This is a genomic window from Pectobacterium wasabiae CFBP 3304, from assembly GCF_001742185.1.
Lineage (GTDB): Bacteria > Pseudomonadota > Gammaproteobacteria > Enterobacterales > Enterobacteriaceae > Pectobacterium > Pectobacterium wasabiae.
On record NZ_CP015750.1, the window covers coordinates 1,034,885 to 1,051,396 of the forward strand.

13 protein-coding genes and 2 pseudogenes are annotated in these 16,512 nt (G+C 52.3%); 3 read left to right on the forward strand and 12 right to left on the reverse strand.

Annotated elements, in window-relative coordinates:
• Positions 1 to 27: 27 nt before the first annotated feature.
• Complete coding sequence (locus tag A7983_RS04600) at positions 28 to 591, forward strand: YqgE/AlgH family protein (RefSeq protein ID WP_005973080.1); 564 nt, start codon at positions 28 to 30, stop codon at positions 589 to 591.
• The gene (ruvX, locus tag A7983_RS04605) at positions 591 to 1,010 is read left to right on the forward strand and encodes a Holliday junction resolvase RuvX (RefSeq protein WP_005973078.1); all 420 of its coding nucleotides are present in this window, start codon (positions 591 to 593) and stop codon (positions 1,008 to 1,010) included. Before A7983_RS04600 ends, ruvX begins: the two co-directional genes overlap by 1 nt.
• Positions 1,011 to 1,131: 121 nt before the next feature.
• On the opposite strand, the gene fbp is transcribed toward ruvX, so the two are convergent.
• On the reverse strand, positions 1,132 to 2,136 hold the full coding sequence (gene fbp / locus A7983_RS04610; RefSeq protein ID WP_005973076.1) for a class 1 fructose-bisphosphatase: 1,005 nt from the start codon (positions 2,134 to 2,136) through the stop codon (positions 1,132 to 1,134).
• 169 nt (positions 2,137 to 2,305) lie between these two features.
• Between fbp and mpl the strand changes: the two are divergent.
• Positions 2,306 to 3,690, forward strand: a pseudogene (mpl, locus tag A7983_RS04615) (UDP-N-acetylmuramate:L-alanyl-gamma-D-glutamyl-meso-diaminopimelate ligase).
• A gap of 106 nt (positions 3,691 to 3,796) precedes the next feature.
• On the opposite strand, the gene A7983_RS04620 reads toward mpl, so the two are convergent.
• The 11 genes and pseudogenes from A7983_RS04620 to nnr form a co-directional block, all read right to left on the reverse strand.
• Positions 3,797 to 5,095: an adenylosuccinate synthase gene (locus A7983_RS04620; RefSeq protein WP_005973072.1), complete on the reverse strand. Its 1,299-nt coding sequence runs from the start codon at positions 5,093 to 5,095 to the stop codon at positions 3,797 to 3,799.
• 99 nt (positions 5,096 to 5,194) lie between these two features.
• On the reverse strand, positions 5,195 to 5,395 hold the full coding sequence (locus A7983_RS04625; RefSeq protein ID WP_005973069.1) for a DUF2065 domain-containing protein: 201 nt from the start codon (positions 5,393 to 5,395) through the stop codon (positions 5,195 to 5,197).
• Between the two features lie 127 nt (positions 5,396 to 5,522).
• Complete coding sequence (hflC, locus tag A7983_RS04630; RefSeq protein WP_005973066.1) at positions 5,523 to 6,518, reverse strand: protease modulator HflC; 996 nt, start codon at positions 6,516 to 6,518, stop codon at positions 5,523 to 5,525.
• Positions 6,519 to 6,521: 3 nt separating this feature from the next.
• Entirely contained in the window at positions 6,522 to 7,769 is a 1,248-nt protein-coding gene (gene hflK, locus A7983_RS04635) for an FtsH protease activity modulator HflK (protein ID WP_005973063.1), read from the reverse strand.
• Positions 7,770 to 7,865: 96 nt separating this feature from the next.
• Positions 7,866 to 9,145: pseudogene (gene hflX / locus A7983_RS04640) on the reverse strand (ribosome rescue GTPase HflX).
• Between the two features lie 94 nt (positions 9,146 to 9,239).
• Positions 9,240 to 9,539, reverse strand: coding sequence for an RNA chaperone Hfq (gene hfq, locus A7983_RS04645; protein ID WP_005973057.1), 300 nt, complete (start codon positions 9,537 to 9,539; stop codon positions 9,240 to 9,242).
• A 243-nt stretch (positions 9,540 to 9,782) separates the two neighbouring features.
• Positions 9,783 to 10,718 (reverse strand): tRNA (adenosine(37)-N6)-dimethylallyltransferase MiaA, encoded by a 936-nt coding sequence (miaA, locus tag A7983_RS04650; protein WP_005973054.1) that lies wholly within the window; start codon positions 10,716 to 10,718, stop codon positions 9,783 to 9,785.
• The gene (mutL, locus tag A7983_RS04655; protein WP_005973052.1) at positions 10,711 to 12,687 is read right to left on the reverse strand and encodes a DNA mismatch repair endonuclease MutL; all 1,977 of its coding nucleotides are present in this window, start codon (positions 12,685 to 12,687) and stop codon (positions 10,711 to 10,713) included. The genes miaA and mutL overlap by 8 nt, the downstream gene beginning before the upstream one ends.
• A 51-nt stretch (positions 12,688 to 12,738) precedes the next feature.
• A complete protein-coding gene (amiB, locus tag A7983_RS04660; protein WP_005973049.1) occupies positions 12,739 to 14,400 on the reverse strand; it encodes an N-acetylmuramoyl-L-alanine amidase AmiB in 1,662 nt (553 codons plus the stop codon).
• Positions 14,397 to 14,879: a tRNA (adenosine(37)-N6)-threonylcarbamoyltransferase complex ATPase subunit type 1 TsaE gene (gene tsaE, locus A7983_RS04665; RefSeq protein ID WP_005973047.1), complete on the reverse strand. Its 483-nt coding sequence runs from the start codon at positions 14,877 to 14,879 to the stop codon at positions 14,397 to 14,399. Before tsaE ends, amiB begins: the two co-directional genes overlap by 4 nt.
• Positions 14,880 to 14,918: 39 nt before the next feature.
• Positions 14,919 to 16,448 (reverse strand): bifunctional ADP-dependent NAD(P)H-hydrate dehydratase/NAD(P)H-hydrate epimerase, encoded by a 1,530-nt coding sequence (nnr, locus tag A7983_RS04670; RefSeq protein WP_005973044.1) that lies wholly within the window; start codon positions 16,446 to 16,448, stop codon positions 14,919 to 14,921.
• Positions 16,449 to 16,512 lie beyond the last annotated feature (64 nt).

Genomic DNA, 16,512 nt, shown 5'->3' on the forward strand with positions numbered 1-16,512 from the left:
GCTGACGGATATCGATAAAAATACACAATGAATTTACAGCATCACTTCCTCATTGCTATGCCAGCACTACAGGACTCTGTATTTAAACGTTCGGTGGTCTATATCTGCGAACATAATGAAGACGGAGCCATGGGGCTGATCATCAACAAACCGATGGATCAGTTTTCAGTGGAAAACGTGCTGAAAAAGCTAAAAATAGATCCAACACCGCGCGATCCTGCCATCCGGTTAGATAAACCCGTGTTTATGGGTGGCCCGCTGGCGGACGATCGTGGTTTTATCCTGCATACGCCCTGTTCCGGCTTTGGTTCCAGCATCAGTATTTCTGAGGACACCATGATCACCACCTCAAAAGACGTACTGGAAACGTTAGGAACATCCAAACAGCCGAAAAATACGTTAGTCGCCTTAGGTTATTCCGCCTGGGAGACCGGCCAGTTGGAAGAAGAACTGCTGGATAATGCCTGGCTGACGACGCCAGCCGACAAAGACATTCTGTTCCACACGCCCATTGCCGAACGCTGGCGGGCAGCAGCAAGAAAACTAGGCATCGATATTCATAATATCTCTACCGAAGCAGGACACGCTTGATGAGCAGTAGAACCATTCTTGCCTTTGATTTTGGGACAAAAAGCATCGGCGTCGCCATTGGTCAGGAGATTACCGGTACGGCACGCGCACTGACATCATTCAAGGCGCAGGAAGGTATCCCCGACTGGCAAAAAGTGGAAAAGCTGTTATCAGAATGGCAGCCCGATCTGGTCGTCGTCGGCCTGCCGCTTAACATGGATGGCACTGAGCAACCGCTGACAGCACGAGCACGGAAATTTGCTAATCGACTGCATGGCCGTTTCGGCGTCGCTATTGAGTTACACGATGAACGGTTGAGTACGGTGGAAGCACGCGCCGATCTCTTTGAACGCGGTGGCTTTAAAGCGCTGGATAAAGGTAGCGTAGACGCTGCCTCTGCGGTGATTATTCTGGAAAGCTGGTTCGAGGCTCAGTTTTAGAAAAAGCGGTGAGTATTTTTTAAGATCGCTGCAATGACGTACAAAGATGGCGTACTGGATAGCACGCCATAAGCAGTCATCCCGCGTTGGCAGATTACCCGCCGACACGAGACAGCGTTAATTAGGCATCGGGGAATTCACGGATGAAACGTTCAACGTCATCAACCATGGATTCAGTTCCCACAAAGAACGGTGAGCGCTGATGCAACTTCTCTGGCATGATATCCAGAATACGGTTTTTACCATCGCTAGCCTTACCGCCTGCCTGCTCCGCCAGAAACGCCATCGGGTTACATTCGTACAGCAAACGCAGTTTGCCTTTCGGATAGCTCGCCGTGCTCGGATACAGGTAAATTCCGCCTTTCAGCAGGTTACGATGGAAATCTGCGACCAGTGAACCGATGTAACGCGACGTATAAGGACGCTGCGTCTCTTCATCTTGCTCCTGACAGTATTTGATGTATTTCTTCACGCCGGCAGGAAACTTGATGTAGTTCCCTTCGTTGATGGAATACATATTCCCTTTTTCCGGGAAGCAAACTTTTTCATGCGAGAGACAGAATACGCCGAGCGACGGATCGTAGGTAAACGCGTGAACGCCATGGCCCGTGGTGTACACCAGCATGGTAGAAGAACCGTAAACGATATAGCCCGCAGCAACCTGCTGGCTACCCGGCTGTAAGAAGTCCGCTTCTGTGACGGAGGTTCCCAGCGGCGTAATACGGCGATAAATAGAGAAAATTGTACCGACAGAGACGTTTACATCGATATTCGACGAGCCGTCCAGCGGATCCATCAGAACGACATACTTAGCGTTTTCCGCCTTATCGCCTTCAAAGATAACGATCTCGTCTTCTTCTTCAGAGGCAATACCTGCCACTTCACCACGCGCCTTTAATGCCGCTTTCAGTTTTTCATTGGCATACAGATCGAGCTTCATCTGCACTTCGCCCTGAATATTAGAAATGCCGCTGGCTCCCAGGATATCAACCAGACCGGCTTTATTGATATCACGGTGAATAATCTTGGCACCCAGTTTAATAGCAGACAGCAGCGCGGTAAGCTCACCTGTGGCGTGAGAGAAATCGTGCTGTTTTTCGACGATAAATTCGCCTAACGTTTTCATAACACTATTCCAGAATCTACGGATGAAAAGCGGTTTCATTTCTGCACCGCCAACGTTTGCGCATGCAGTGTAGCCCAAAGAGAAAGTGAGTACCTAGTCAAATCCATTTCTTATGGCGGATTCATAGCGTTAGAATATGACGCAGACTCACTGCGAAGATGGAAAATGTATGCGTATTCATATTTTAGGTATCTGCGGCACCTTTATGGGGGGCCTTGCCCTACTCGCCCGCTCACTGGGGCATGACGTCACGGGCTCAGATGCAAATGTTTATCCCCCATGAGTACCTTACTGGAAGAGCAGGGAATCACACTGATTCAGGGATACGATCCGGCACAGCTTGCTCCCGCCCCCGATTTGGTCATCATCGGTAATGCGATGTCGCGCGGAAATCCGTGCGTCGAGGCCGTACTAGAACAGGGGCTACCTTATGTTTCTGGTCCACAGTGGCTGCATGACTATGTGCTGCGCGATCGCTGGGTGATTGCCGTTGCGGGAACGCATGGTAAGACGACTACGGCGGGGATGGTCACCTGGATCCTGGAAGATTGTGGCTACCAGCCTGGCTTTGTGATCGGTGGCGTTCCCGGCAACTTCACCGTTTCCGCACGGTTGGGTGATAGCCCGTTCATGGTGCTCGAAGCCGATGAATATGACTGTGCGTTCTTCGACAAACGCTCCAAGTTCGTCCATTACTGCCCAAGAACGCTGGTGCTCAACAATCTTGAGTTCGATCACGCCGATATCTTTGACGATCTAAAAGCCATTCAGAAACAGTTCCACCACCTTGTTCGACTGGTGCCGGGCACTGGGAAAATCATCTCGCCAACCAATGACCTCAACCTCAAACAGGTAATGGCAATGGGCTGCTGGAGTGAACAGGAGTTAGTCGGCGAAGAAGGCGTTTGGCGCGCACAAAAAGTGGCTATTGATGCCAGCCAATACCAGGTTTACCTGAACAACGAGCTTGTCGGTGAAGTCCATTGGAAGTTGGTGGGTGAACACAATATGCACAACGGATTGATGGCCATCGCTGCCGCTCACCACGTCGGCGTATTGCCCGCAGATGCCTGCCGCGCACTCGGTGGTTTTATCAACGCACGTCGCCGCCTTGAATTACGTGGTACTGAACATGGCGTCGCGGTGTATGACGATTTTGCACACCACCCTACCGCCATTCTGGCTACGCTGTCAGCATTACGCAGCAAGGTGGGCGGTACAGCCCGTATTTTAGCCGTGCTGGAACCCCGTTCGAATACCATGAAATTGGGGATGTGCAAAAACGAACTGGCTCCGTCATTAGCCCGCGCCGATGAAGTTTTCCTCTTCCAACCGACGCATATCCCGTGGCAGGTCGTAGAGGTCGCGGAAGCCTGCATACAGCCCGCTCACTGGAGCGCGGATATTGATACGCTGGTAGAAAATATCGTCAAGACCGCACAGCCAGGCGATCACATTCTGGTCATGAGCAACGGCGGGTTCAGTAACATCCACAATAAGCTACTGGATAGCCTGAAGAAGAAAGCGCAGAAAGCGGAAGACGTCCAAGAATAACGCGTAAGAAGCCGGCGTTGTTCCGCGACGGTTAAACAATAGATAGCAAAAAGGACGGGAATCCCGTCCTTTTTCATAGTTGCATCACCCATTAAGCGTGGTGCAATCAAGCGTCGAACGGGTCGCGCAATACCATGGTTTCGCTGCGATCTGGGCCGGTGGAAATAATATCAATCGGCACACCCGTAACTTCTTCGATACGTTTGATGTAATTCAGCGCAGCCTGCGGCAGCTTGCTGTGATCTTTCACGCCAAATGTGCTTTCAGACCAACCCGGCACAGTTTCGTAAATCGGCTCAAGACCTTCCCAGCCTTCAGCAGCCAGCGGAGTCGTATCCACTTCGGTGCCATTCGGCAAACGATAGCCTACGCAGATCTTAATCTCTTTCAGACCGTCCAGCACATCCAGCTTGGTCAGGCAGAAACCTGACAGCGAGTTGATCTGTACCGCACGACGCACGGCCACCGCATCCAGCCAGCCGGTACGACGACGACGACCTGTCGTCGCGCCAAACTCATTACCTTTCTGAGACAGATGCTCGCCGACTTCCTCAAACAGCTCTGTCGGGAAGGGACCAGCGCCCACGCGGGTAGAGTAAGCTTTAACGATACCCAGAACATAGTCTACATAACGTGGACCCAGACCAGAACCGGTAGCAACGCCGCCCGCAGTGGTATTTGAGGAGGTCACATACGGGTATGTACCGTGGTCGATATCCAACAGCGTACCCTGTGCGCCTTCAAACATGACGAAATCGCCACGCAGGTGCGCTTTATGCAGCAAATCGGAAACATCAACTACCATCGCGGTCAGAATGTCGGCAATCGCCAGCACATCGTCCAGAACTTTCTGGTAGTCGACAGCATCGACTTTGTAGTAGTTAACCAGTTGGAAGTTATGGTATTCGATGATTTCTTTCAGTTTGACGGCAAACGTTTCTTTATCAAACAGATCGCCAACGCGCAGACCACGGCGTGCAACTTTATCTTCATACGCCGGGCCGATACCGCGACCGGTCGTACCAATCGCTTTTGCACCACGCGCTTTTTCACGCGCGTTATCCAGTGCGACGTGATAAGGCAGAATTAATGGACAGGCTTCAGAAAGCAGCAGACGTTCGCGTACCGGGACGCCACGCGCTTCAAGCTCCGTCATTTCTTTCATCAATGCGTCAGGCGCTAGCACGACACCGTTACCGATGATGCTGACGACATTTTCACGCAGAATGCCAGAAGGAATTAAATGAAGGACGGTTTTTTCACCGTTGATAACCAGCGTGTGGCCAGCGTTGTGACCACCCTGATAGCGCACAACATATTTAGCCCGTTCAGTCAGCAGGTCGACGACCTTGCCTTTACCTTCGTCACCCCATTGGGTGCCCAGTACGACGACGTTCTTACCCATTTCAAGAATCACCAGGTTGCTTAAAAAAGGATTCTACCATCTCATTTGGATGCTTTCAGTACTTTTAGCACACGATTGCGCACATTTTTCCACTTAATTTTAGCCACCCATCCGGCTACGCAACATGTAGTAGATCACGCACCCTGCAACGACTATTCCGCCACCAAAACGGCGTAAAATAGTATCTGGCAACTGTGCCATACTCAGAATCATACGCCGCCAGAGACGGGGGAACAGCAGCGGCCCCAGCCCTTCAAGTACTAAAATCAGCCCGAGCGCCAGCCAAATCGTTGAATTCATAACCACCTCTTCTCCCCGCCCCGAGCACAAACGGGACTAACCCCTGTAAATGATCTCTGCCAGAAAACGGCAAAAAAAAGCCCGGAGGATAAACCCGGGCTTGATGAAATACGTCAGTTAATGACTATCAGCGGCGTGGTGCCATGCTGCTATCCGGTGACTTCATGTAGCGGAAGAAGTCGCTATCCGGGCTGAGAACCATCACGTCCTGATTATTACTGAAGCTGCTTTCGTATGCGCGCAGGCTACGAACGAAAGAATAGAAATCAGGATCTTCACTGAATGCGTTCGCAAACAGTTTAGCCGCTTCAGCATCCCCTTCACCACGGGTGATACGTCCTTGACGCTCGGCTTCAGCCAGCGTACGGGTAACTTCATAGTCTGCCGTCGCTTTCAGCTTTTCTGCTTCTTCCTGACCTTGTGAACGGTGGCGACGTGCTACCGCTTCACGTTCTGCACGCATACGTTGGTAAATGGCGTCAGACACTTCGGTTGGCAGGTTGATTTGCTTAATCCGCACATCGATAACCTCAATACCCAGCGCAGCCATGCTGTTAGGGTTGATGTGAGGTTCGTTGGTGGTCGTCTCTTTCTCAACACGCGCAGCTGCAGAAGCAATCGCATTATCGGCTTCGGTGGTTTCACCGGTACCGGTATTCAGCGCTTCACGCACGTCAGACATCAGTTGACCACGTGAGTCGGTAACAATGCCTTTCACATCCAGACGACCAATCTCAGAACGCAGACGGTCACTGAATTTACGTTTCAACAGCACTTCAGCTTGAGAGATGTCACCACCGCCCGTTGCCAGATAGTAGCGGCTGAAATCGCTGATACGCCATTTGAGGTAAGAATCGACAATCAGGTCTTTCTGCTCTTTAGTGATAAAGCGGTCAGCCTGATTTTCCATGGTCTGGATACGCGCATCCAGCATTTTCACTGAGTCGATAAACGGGACCTTGAACTGCAATCCCGGTACATAAATCAGCGGCTTGTTTTCGTCATCACGCAATACTTTGCCAAAACGCATCACAATGCCGCGCTGGCCTTCCTGCACCACAAACAGTGACGCATAGACCACCATCAGTACCAGGATCAGGATAAATAGTAAGGGCTTACGCATCGATTATTCTCTCCCTACTCGAGTGAAGTCATCACGCTGCGCATTTGCTTTGCGCTGATCCATGATATTTCCATTGTTACTGCTGCGCGTTTGGTTGCTATTCGCCGCACCGCTGCTGTTACTAGGCAAACGCAGTGGGTTAGCACTGCTGTTGCTTTGCGTACTTTCACCGCCTTGTCCACGCAGCATCTGATCCAACGGTAGCACCATCAGGTTACTCCCCTTGTCATTGACCAGAACTTTACGAGTATGACTTAACACGCGTTCCATGGTTTCGATATACAAACGCTCGCGGGTAATTTCCGGTGCCGCTTTATATTCCGGTAATACTCTGGCAAAACGGGCCACTTCACCTTGAGCTTCCAGAACGGTACGGGTTTTATAAGCGCGAGACTCTTCCAGAATACGCTGAGCCTGACCGTTGGCACGCGGCTGCACTTCATTCGCGTACGCTTCTGCTTCACGAATGTATTGCTGTTCGTTTTCACGCGCGGCAATGGCATCATCAAACGCGGCCTTCACTTCTTCCGGCGGACGAGCGGTCTGGAAGTTGACGTCCAGCAGCGTGATCCCCATGTTGTATGGACGAACGGTTTCTTCCAGTACACGCTGGGTATCCGTACGCACAATAGTACGGCCTTCCGTCAAAATTTTGTCCATCGTGTACTTACCAATAACACCGCGCAGCGCGCTGTCAGTGGCCTGACGCAGGCTGTCATCGGCATTGGTTACGCTGAACAGATATTGTTCAGGCTGCGTAACACGATACTGCACGTTCATTTCAACGCGCACGACGTTTTCATCTGACGTCAGCATCACGCCCGACGTCGCCAGTTCGCGTACCGACTCAACGTTCACCGCGCGAACAGAGTCGATAAAGGTTGGTTTCCAGTTAAGACCCGGTCCAACCAGATGGCTGAATTTACCAAAGCGCGTTACGACACCGCGTTCCGCTTCTTTAATGGTATAGAAACCCGTAGCAGCCCAGATGACAACCGCAGCGACGGCAGCGATACCGACGATCCGGCCACCCAGTACTGGGCCGCCAGAATTTCCACTGTTGCTCGAACCAGAACCTTTTCCGCCCAGTTCACTGAGTTTTTTGCTCAGCTTACGGAAGATGTCGTCAAGGTCCGGAGGCCCCTGATCTCGGCCACCTTTATTATTATTTCCGCCAGAGTTGCCGCCATTATTGCTGCTCCCCCACGGGTCGCGGTCTTGTCCGTTATTACCGGGCTGATTCCACGCCATGTTTTAGCTCCATTCTTTATGATAGGTGTTCTTCAGGTTCAATATCCCAGAGTCTGTCAGACTATTTCGCCGTTCAGACTGTATCTACCAGTCAAATCAGACAATATAGTCCATCAGTTCCTGCTCTTTTTTGCAGAGGCGGTGCCAGTCGGCAATTGGCATACGAATAACCAAACCAATTTGCCCATCCTCTTCAATCCATTCTTTTTCTATTGCCTGAAGCTGGTAAAAACGACTACGCAAGCGTCCTGCCTGCGGGGAAGATGCAAAGTATGTTGTGCGATTTCCCCGGAAAGCCGCTCAGTCAATGCCTGAAATAACAACGGAATACCGTCGCCAGTCTGTGCTGAAAGCCAGACCCGTACCGGTAGATTCTCTTCGTTGCGATCGATACGCGGAACAAAATCATCCAGCATATCGATCTTGTTCATTACCAACAGCGCAGGTATTTCATCCGCCTCAATTTCCGCCAGTACGTCATCAACTGCCTCGATGTTCTCGTCAAGACGAGGATCGGCGGCATCAACAATGTGCAACAGCAGTGAGGCTTGACGTGTTTCCTGTAATGTAGCCTTAAACGCAGCCACCAAATCGTGGGGTAGCTGCCGGATAAAACCTACGGTATCCGCCAGCACTGTATCACCAACATCATCCACCTCAATGCGGCGTAATGTTGGATCCAGTGTGGCAAATAACTGATCGGCGGCATAGACGCCCGCCGATGTAATTTTGTTAAACAGCGTGGATTTACCGGCGTTGGTATAGCCCACCAGCGAAACGGTGGGAACATCGGCACGCACCCGCGACCGACGCCCTTGTTCACGCTGTTTTTCTACCCGCTCGAGACGAGACAGTATCTGAGAGATACGATTACGCAATAAACGGCGATCCGTTTCAAGCTGGGTTTCACCCGGGCCACGCAAACCGATACCGCCTTTCTGACGCTCAAGGTGCGTCCATCCGCGAACCAATCGGGTCGCAAGGTGACGCAACTGTGCCAGTTCTACCTGTAATTTCCCCTCGTGAGTACGCGCACGCTGGGCAAAAATATCTAAAATCAGTCCGGTACGATCGATCACCCGACACTCGCACAAACGCTCCAGATTACGTTCCTGAGCAGGTGTCAGCGCATGATCAAACAGCACGACAAACGCGCCAGTTTCTTTTACTGCCTGAGCAATTTCTTCGGCTTTGCCTTCCCCGACAAAATACTTGGGGTGAGGTGCCTTACGACTACCCGTAACAACCTGCAAAGATTCAATACCGGCTGAAGAAACCAGAGATTCAAACTCTAGCAGATCGTCCGTATCTCTATCTTGCGAGAAAAAAATATGAACTAATATGGCCCGTTCACCTGATTCATAACGGTCAAACAAGCGAGTAACCTCTCAAACGAGCAAAAAACACCACAGCGAAGGAGCCGAGCGATGCGTCCAGCTCTCCCGCGCCGTGGTGAATTGACAATACGCCTTATTCGGCGTCATCAGCATCCTGCGACTGTTGCTGCGCAGTCGTGTTACTACCATGATAGTTGTTGCTGCCGCCAGGATTGTTGCTATGGTGAGAAACTGGGCGAGAAGGAACAACTGTAGAGATGGCATGTTTATAAACCATCTGACTGACCGTGTTTTTCAACAAAATCACGAACTGATCGAAAGATTCGATCTGACCTTGCAGCTTAATACCGTTCACCAAATAAATCGAAACCGGAACACGTTCACGACGCAAAGCGTTCAAGAACGGATCTTGCAAAGATTGCCCCTTAGCCATTCTATATTTTCCTTATTTGTATGTTGTTTGTAACAAAGAACCCTATGGCTCTAAAATAACGGTGTAAAAAACTTGCACGCTGAGACTCACCGATTGTACACAATCACCCAACCTATGCACTAACAACCTGAACACTCGTCATACTTCAAGTTGCATGTGCGTTGGCTGCGTTCACTCACCCGAATCACTTACCTGAGTAAGCTCATCGGGACTCCTTCCCTTGCCGCCTGCCTGAAACTTGAATTATTTAAAGTGTATTACCTTGTCCAGTGCTTCAGTCGGTTTTTCGCTATCCAGCCAGCAGACACCATCCCAACCGCGCAGCCAGGTCATTTGCCGCTTCGCTAACTGACGCGTCGCACAAATTCCCCGATAAACCATCTCATCGTAATCAATTTCACCGGATAAATATGACCACATCTGGCGGTAACCGACGCAACGAATAGAGGGCATATCCGTATGAAGGTCCTGCCGGGTAAACAATATCCGGGCTTCTTGCTCAAAACCCGCTGCCAACATCTGATGAAAACGCTGTTCAATTCGCTGATGCAACAATTCACGAGTCGCCGGGGCGATAGCAAACTGATAAACCTGATAGGGCAGTGCATCGCCAGACGTTTTTGTCAGCTCAGTTAAAGTGTTACCTGAAACGAAAAAAACTTCCAGTGCTCGCGAGAGTCTCTGCGGATCATTTGGATGAATCCGAGTTGCCGCTACCGGGTCGATCTCACTAAGCTGCCGATGCATCGCTTCCCAACCCATTTCTTTTGCCTGCTCTTCAATGCGCTGGCGCACGGCGGCATCGGCCGATGGCAGAGGAGAAAGTCCCTCCAGCAGCGCCTTGAAATAGAGCATCGTCCCCCCGACCAAGAGAGGAATACGCCCGGCAGCGGTGATGTCGGCCATTTCGCGTAGCGCATCGCGGCGAAAATCGGCCGCAGAATAAGATTCAGCCGGATCGAGAATGTCGATTAACCGATGCGGTGCCAACGCCAACTCTTCCGCGCCTGGCTTCGCCGTCCCGATGTCCATGCCTTTATAGATAAGGGCGGAATCGACGCTAATCAACTCTACAGGCAAATATTCTCGTAACGCCATTGCCAATGCCGTTTTTCCTGACGCCGTCGGCCCCATGATAAAAATAGCGGGTGGCAACGACGGTTGTTCTACATCACTCATGCTTTAACGCCTTGATGGCATCCTGAATATCCATCATAAATAAAAGTTCAGACGGCGGCGCTTTCGCCAGTTGCGGACAAAGCCGTTCGACATCCGCCAGTAATTGTATGGCCTGAGAATGGCTCCAGTTTTCCTGCTCACTCTGCAATCGCGTTGCCATCCACGACGCTAACGCGCTAGGCTCCACCTGCTGTGCCTCAACCGTCTGATAGTTGGCCAGATAGCCTATCAGTTCAGAGATCAAGTTTTGTAAATTTTGTTGGCGCAATGGTAAAGGTACGGCACGCAACGTGGCACGCTGTGACTCAACCGATACATCAATACCAAAATGCGTCAGCAAAGCATGATGGATAGACAACACATTCAGTTCGGATTTGCTTAGCGTCAGGCGTTGCGGAATCAGCAATGGTTGCGCCCGCAATCCCTCTTCCGGTGGCGTCAGTTGCACCACTTTCAGACAGCGTTCAGCAACGGAAAGCGACAGCATGGCTAATCCTTTATGGTACTCCAGCAGCGCGTAGCACGGCGGATATACCGTCAGCACCCGGCCAAAGCCGCTCGATTGGCTTTCCAGCGGGGACTCAACTGGCGCACGTTGCCTATTATTGTTGGCGGCAGTGTCTACGACTGTTCGCGTCAATGCGACATCATGCAATATCACAGGTGAGCCAGCGGTATCTGCCGACACGGCAATATTAGGCAGCTCGTCAGATGATTGTAGGCTATCTGCTGGTTGCAGCAGCGCCTTATATAATTCGCCCTGCTTTTTCTGATACGGATTCTCCGGCTGATAGCCAGAATAGGCCGCTTCTCGTGCCTGACCAGTACGCGGCGTTTTTTCCCCAGCCAATGATGACTTTTCAGCACGCGATGGCTGGGCAAAATGATTTTCGCCTGCGGCAGGACGATTTTCCTGCTGCCACTGTACGGTTTTCCCGGTTTCTGGCTCTGTTATGCCAAGCCCCGGCGCGGATGCCTGCTGTAGAACGGACATCACGGCCTGATAGATAAAATCATGCACCAGCCGAGCCTGATGGAACCGCACCTCATGCTTAGCGGGATGAACGTTAACATCCACCTGATGCGGGTCGATCTCCAGATACAGGACATAAGCAGGCTGCTGATCGTCACTAAGCTGATCCTGATAAGCCTGCCGGATGGCATGATTAATCAGTCGATCGCGCATCATGCGCTGGTTCACGTAGCAATACTGCATGTCAGGCAGTTGTTTGGCACCAACCGGATCGGCAACCCAGCCATGAATCGTGAGATCATCATGCTGCCATGACACCGCCAACGCATGCTGCAAGAAGGTCGCACCGCAGATAGTGCCCAAACGGCGTTCATACTGGCTTTTATCTGGTGCCGCACGATACTGCCGCATCAACTTACCGTTATGATGCAGCGTGATGGCGACATCAAAACGCGCCAGCGCAATACGGCGGACAACCTCATCAATATGGGTGAATTCGGTTTTCTCGGTACGCATAAATTTACGGCGAGCAGGCGTGTTATAAAACAGATCCAGCACTTCCAGCGTGGTGCCCACAGGGTGGGCAGCGGGTTTAACCGTTACCGCCATGTCGCGCCCTTCGGCGTAGGCCTGCCAAGCCTCGGACTGTTCGGCAGTGCGTGATGTCAGAGTTAGACGGGAGACGGAACTGATACTCGCCAGCGCTTCGCCGCGAAAACCCATGCTGACGATCGCTTCCAGATCGTCGAGCGTGGTAATTTTACTGGTCGCATGACGTGCTAGCGCCAGCGTTAGCTCATCCTTTCCGATACCAGAACCATTGTCACGAATACGGATCAGCTTTGCACCGCCGCGTTCAATGTCGATATCAATCCGAGTCGCCCCTGCATCCAGACTGTTTTCCACCAGTTCCTTCACGACCGAAGCCGGACGCTCGACCACTTCTCCGGCGGCAATCTGGTTAGCCAACTGCGGTGGCAACACCTGAATCGGCATGGCGTATCCCTCTTACTATCCTCAATCTATCGACATCATCAGCATGAAGAATCAGGCAGACGGTATAATCAGCGTTTGCCCCAGTTGTACCGAACCGGAACGCAGATTATTCACCTGTTGAATCTCTTTCATACTGACACCGTAACGGGCAGCGATCGCACTCAGGCTATCACCCTTCACGACCTTATGCTTCACCGGTGCTGCCTTTTTGGACGCTGGCGTTGACGCCGTCTGTTTCGTCCCGGTAGCCGGAATATTCAGGCGCTGTCCAACCCAGACAATATCCTTGTTCAGCTTATTCACGTCACGCATAGCCGCGAGGCTGACGCCATAACGTCGGGCAATAGAAGACAGTGTTTCGCCACGCGCAACAGTATGGCGCGTGGCACCTAGACTCGCTTTCGCCGCAGTTACATTACCACCCGACATTGCTCTATCATTTTCCGCCGCCTGTAGTGGCCGGCTTTCCTGCTTTGGGAGCGATTGCATCGGGTGCGTCTGGAAGTAGCTTCTCAGCCCCTGATAAATCGCATTGGCGATTTTTTCCTGGTAGTCGTTGCTCCCTAACAGCCGCTCTTCCGAGAGATTAGTGATAAACCCAGTTTCCACCAGCAGAGAGGGAATATCCGGCGAGCGCAGTACACCCAAGCTGGCATGCTCTGGCCGCCGTTTATGCAAGCCTCCGACACGCTGGAGCTCACGCAGCACCTTGGTCGCCACATCATACCCAACGCGCTGGGAGTGACCAAATTGCAGATCCAGCACCGCCTGGCTAAGGTAAGGATCGGCACCGCTGTTCGCCAGCAAATCCCCCGCACCGCCCAATAATTCAGACTGTTTCTCGTGCTGTTCCAGCCAGTTCGCCATTTCACTATTCGCACGACGGTTGGATAGCACCCAAACCGAGGCACCTTTAGCATTGCGGTTCGGCGCAGCATCGGCGTGGATCGACACTAACAGGTTCGCGCCCTGCTTACGCGCCACGTCCGAACGCCCCATGACGGAAATAAAGTAGTCGCCGTCGCGCGTTAATACGCCTTTAAAGGCGGGATCGTTATTCAGCAAAGCTTGCAGCTTACGAGCGATAGAAATGGTGACATTTTTCTCTCGCAGCCCGTTCGTGCCAATCGCACCGGGATCTTGCCCACCGTGACCAGCATCAATCGCCACAACAACGCGCTCATTACTCTGCCGAGCTGGCGATGACGAACCGCCGCTCACGACGACCGTCGGCTTGTTGGTAAACGGATTCTTTGCGGGTTCTGCCGGCACACTATTTTGCTGTCGTGAAACAGCAGGCGTGGGGGCTTGCGCCGTTTTCGCTTTGTCACCCGTGATGGTGAAAACGACAACGTAACCCGAACCTTCTTTTTGTGTAACCGCTCGCGTTTTGGCCGCCTGCGTTAAATCCAGCACCAAACGCAGGCTTTGTGCATCCTGCGCATTGCTGGTTCGCACGCGCTTAATCAGATTCTGCCCGCTGAAATCCAACGGCAGCCCCTGAATGACGCCACTCTGACGAATATCAATCACCACTCTGGCAGGGTTGCTGAGCGGAAAAAAAGCATAAATCGGCTGGCCGCTAAAGCTCAGTCGCACCGTGGCTTGGCCTGACGCATTATCCACCTTGATATCAGACAGATTGGCGGCCCACGCCGATCCCGCAAGCAATAGCCATACGCCGATGAACAGCTTAACCATACGACTCATCATGATTCTGTTGTTCCTGGCTGAAGAGAAAAACGTTGTAACATCGCGTCTCCCGTAGCAGAGACAGCGGACAGTTCAGCCTGTCGGCCCTCATCCTGATAGCGCAAATGCAGTTCGATATCCGCATCGGGCAGCACGCCAGCGCCCTGCTGCGGCCACTCAATCAGACAGATGGCATCCTGCGTCAGGTAATCCCGAATCCCCATAAACTCCAACTCTTCCGGGTCGGCCAGTCGATAGAGATCAAAGTGGTAAACAGCCAGTGGGGACAACGTATAAGGTTCCACCAACGTATAAGTAGGACTTTTGACATTGCCTTGGTGACCGCGCGCCTGTAGGAAGCCGCGACTAAACGTCGTTTTCCCCGCGCCGAGATCGCCATAAAGATGGATCACACAAGCACCGTCACAGGCTTTCGCCAGCGCAGTGCCTAATGAAATGGTTGCTGCCTCATCAGGCAGAAGTAAGACTATTTTTTTCATTCTATTGTTCTAAAAACATAAGTTCTAAAAACATCGGCGCTAAAAAAACACCCGATCAGGATTCACATATCGGAACAGCACGGGCAATAAATCGGTTGCCAGCATACCCCGGGTACCACGTCGCGTTGCCAGCCAGTCGGCCGCCGCACCGTGTACGACACATCCTGCACAAGCCGCATCATACAGCGAGAGCTTTTGCGCTAGCAAACCACCGACAATACCCGATAGCACATCACCCATGCCACCCGTCGCCATGCCAGAGTTTCCCACATCAGCAATAGCCACCTCTTCTTGCTGGCTGGCAATCACCGTTCCCGCACCTTTTAATACAACAACGCCGCCATAGCGTTTTACCAGCTTTGTGGCCGCAAGTAAGCGATCACTTTCAATATCAGATACGCGGCAATTCAGTAAACGTGCTGCCTCGCCGGGATGAGGTGTCAGCACGCGATTCTGCCGCTTATGCGGATTGATTGCCAGCAGGTTAAGTGCATCCGCATCCCATAACATGGGTTTGTTACAATTTTCTGTCAGACGCAGTGCGTTTTTACCCCATTCATCCTGCCCTAAACCAGGCCCAATCACCACGACATCGGCCCACTCCACCCCCTGTCGCAGCGTATCTGTCGTCAATTCTTGCACCATCAGCTCAGGTCGAGCCGTTAAAAACGCCGATTGATACTGTTTGTGAGTAAGTACTCGCACTAGGCCTGCGCCGCTGTGCAGCGCCGCATCGGCAGCCATCAGTACCGCACCGCCTAAGCCCACGTTGCCCCCAACCACCAACAACCTGCCGTTATCTCCTTTATGTTGTCCGGCAGGACGAGGCGTCAACCATTCGGGAAGCTGTGCCGCAGTCAGCCGCCGGATCGGCGCGTTTTGGTTATCCAGCCACGTCTGCAACCCTAGCGAGTGATAATGCAATGTCCCGACTCGTTCACGCGCGCGGCCAGTCAGTAGCCCCGGCTTCAGCGCGATAAACGTCACTGTCTGTGACGCACAGATCGCAACGCCCACACAGGCACCGGTTTCGGCATGTAAGCCAGAGGGAATATCCAATGAAACAATGGGAGCGGGATAGGCATTTGCCTGCATCATTAACGCGGCATAGGGTGCACGCGGTGCAGCGGAAAGGCCGGTTCCCAGTAGACCATCCACAATGAGATCGATCCCGTCCGGCCACGGCGTATTACCATCCTGCGCACTAACATCTTGAACACGACCGCCCTGCTCCAGCCAGCGTTGTCGAGCAAGACGGGCATCATCAGGCAGCGGTTTATCGCTGGTGCAGGCAACAACATCCACTTCAATGCCCGCCGCCAGCGCCAAACTGGCGACCACATACCCATCGCCACCGTTATTACCGTGTCCAGCCAGCACTCGCCAACGTCGGGCTGAGGGATAGCATTGGCGGGCCACGTGAAATGCAGCGTCTCCCGCACGCTGCATCAGATCCCACAATGAAAGCCCTGATTCACGAGCTGCACCGGCCTCTTCACGGCGCACCCACTCAGCGTAGAACACCGAATCGGGCAAATCATCCTCTCGTTTCCGATCGTGACCCGTCATCATTTGCTCTTAGTTTTCATTACAATGACTTAAAATTAGCAAGCAACCGGAACGACCGCCAGCA

Excerpts from the sequence above, each read along its gene's own strand:
- A7983_RS04600 (WP_005973080.1), top strand. The coding sequence starts at position 28 with ATGAATTTACAGCATCACTTCCTCATTGCTATGCCAGCACTACAGGAC.
- ruvX (WP_005973078.1), top strand. The coding sequence starts at position 591 with ATGAGCAGTAGAACCATTCTTGCCTTTGATTTTGGGACAAAAAGCATC.
- fbp (WP_005973076.1), bottom strand. The coding sequence starts at position 2,136 with ATGAAAACGTTAGGCGAATTTATCGTCGAAAAACAGCACGATTTCTCT.
- A7983_RS04620 (WP_005973072.1), bottom strand. The coding sequence starts at position 5,095 with ATGGGTAAGAACGTCGTCGTACTGGGCACCCAATGGGGTGACGAAGGT.
- A7983_RS04625 (WP_005973069.1), bottom strand. The coding sequence starts at position 5,395 with ATGAATTCAACGATTTGGCTGGCGCTCGGGCTGATTTTAGTACTTGAA.
- hflC (WP_005973066.1), bottom strand. The coding sequence starts at position 6,518 with ATGCGTAAGCCCTTACTATTTATCCTGATCCTGGTACTGATGGTGGTC.
- hflK (WP_005973063.1), bottom strand. The coding sequence starts at position 7,769 with ATGGCGTGGAATCAGCCCGGTAATAACGGACAAGACCGCGACCCGTGG.
- hfq (WP_005973057.1), bottom strand. The coding sequence starts at position 9,539 with ATGGCTAAGGGGCAATCTTTGCAAGATCCGTTCTTGAACGCTTTGCGT.
- miaA (WP_005973054.1), bottom strand. The coding sequence starts at position 10,718 with ATGAGTGATGTAGAACAACCGTCGTTGCCACCCGCTATTTTTATCATG.
- mutL (WP_005973052.1), bottom strand. The coding sequence starts at position 12,687 with ATGCCGATTCAGGTGTTGCCACCGCAGTTGGCTAACCAGATTGCCGCC.
- amiB (WP_005973049.1), bottom strand. The coding sequence starts at position 14,400 with ATGATGAGTCGTATGGTTAAGCTGTTCATCGGCGTATGGCTATTGCTT.
- tsaE (WP_005973047.1), bottom strand. The coding sequence starts at position 14,879 with ATGAAAAAAATAGTCTTACTTCTGCCTGATGAGGCAGCAACCATTTCA.
- nnr (WP_005973044.1), bottom strand. The coding sequence starts at position 16,448 with ATGACGGGTCACGATCGGAAACGAGAGGATGATTTGCCCGATTCGGTG.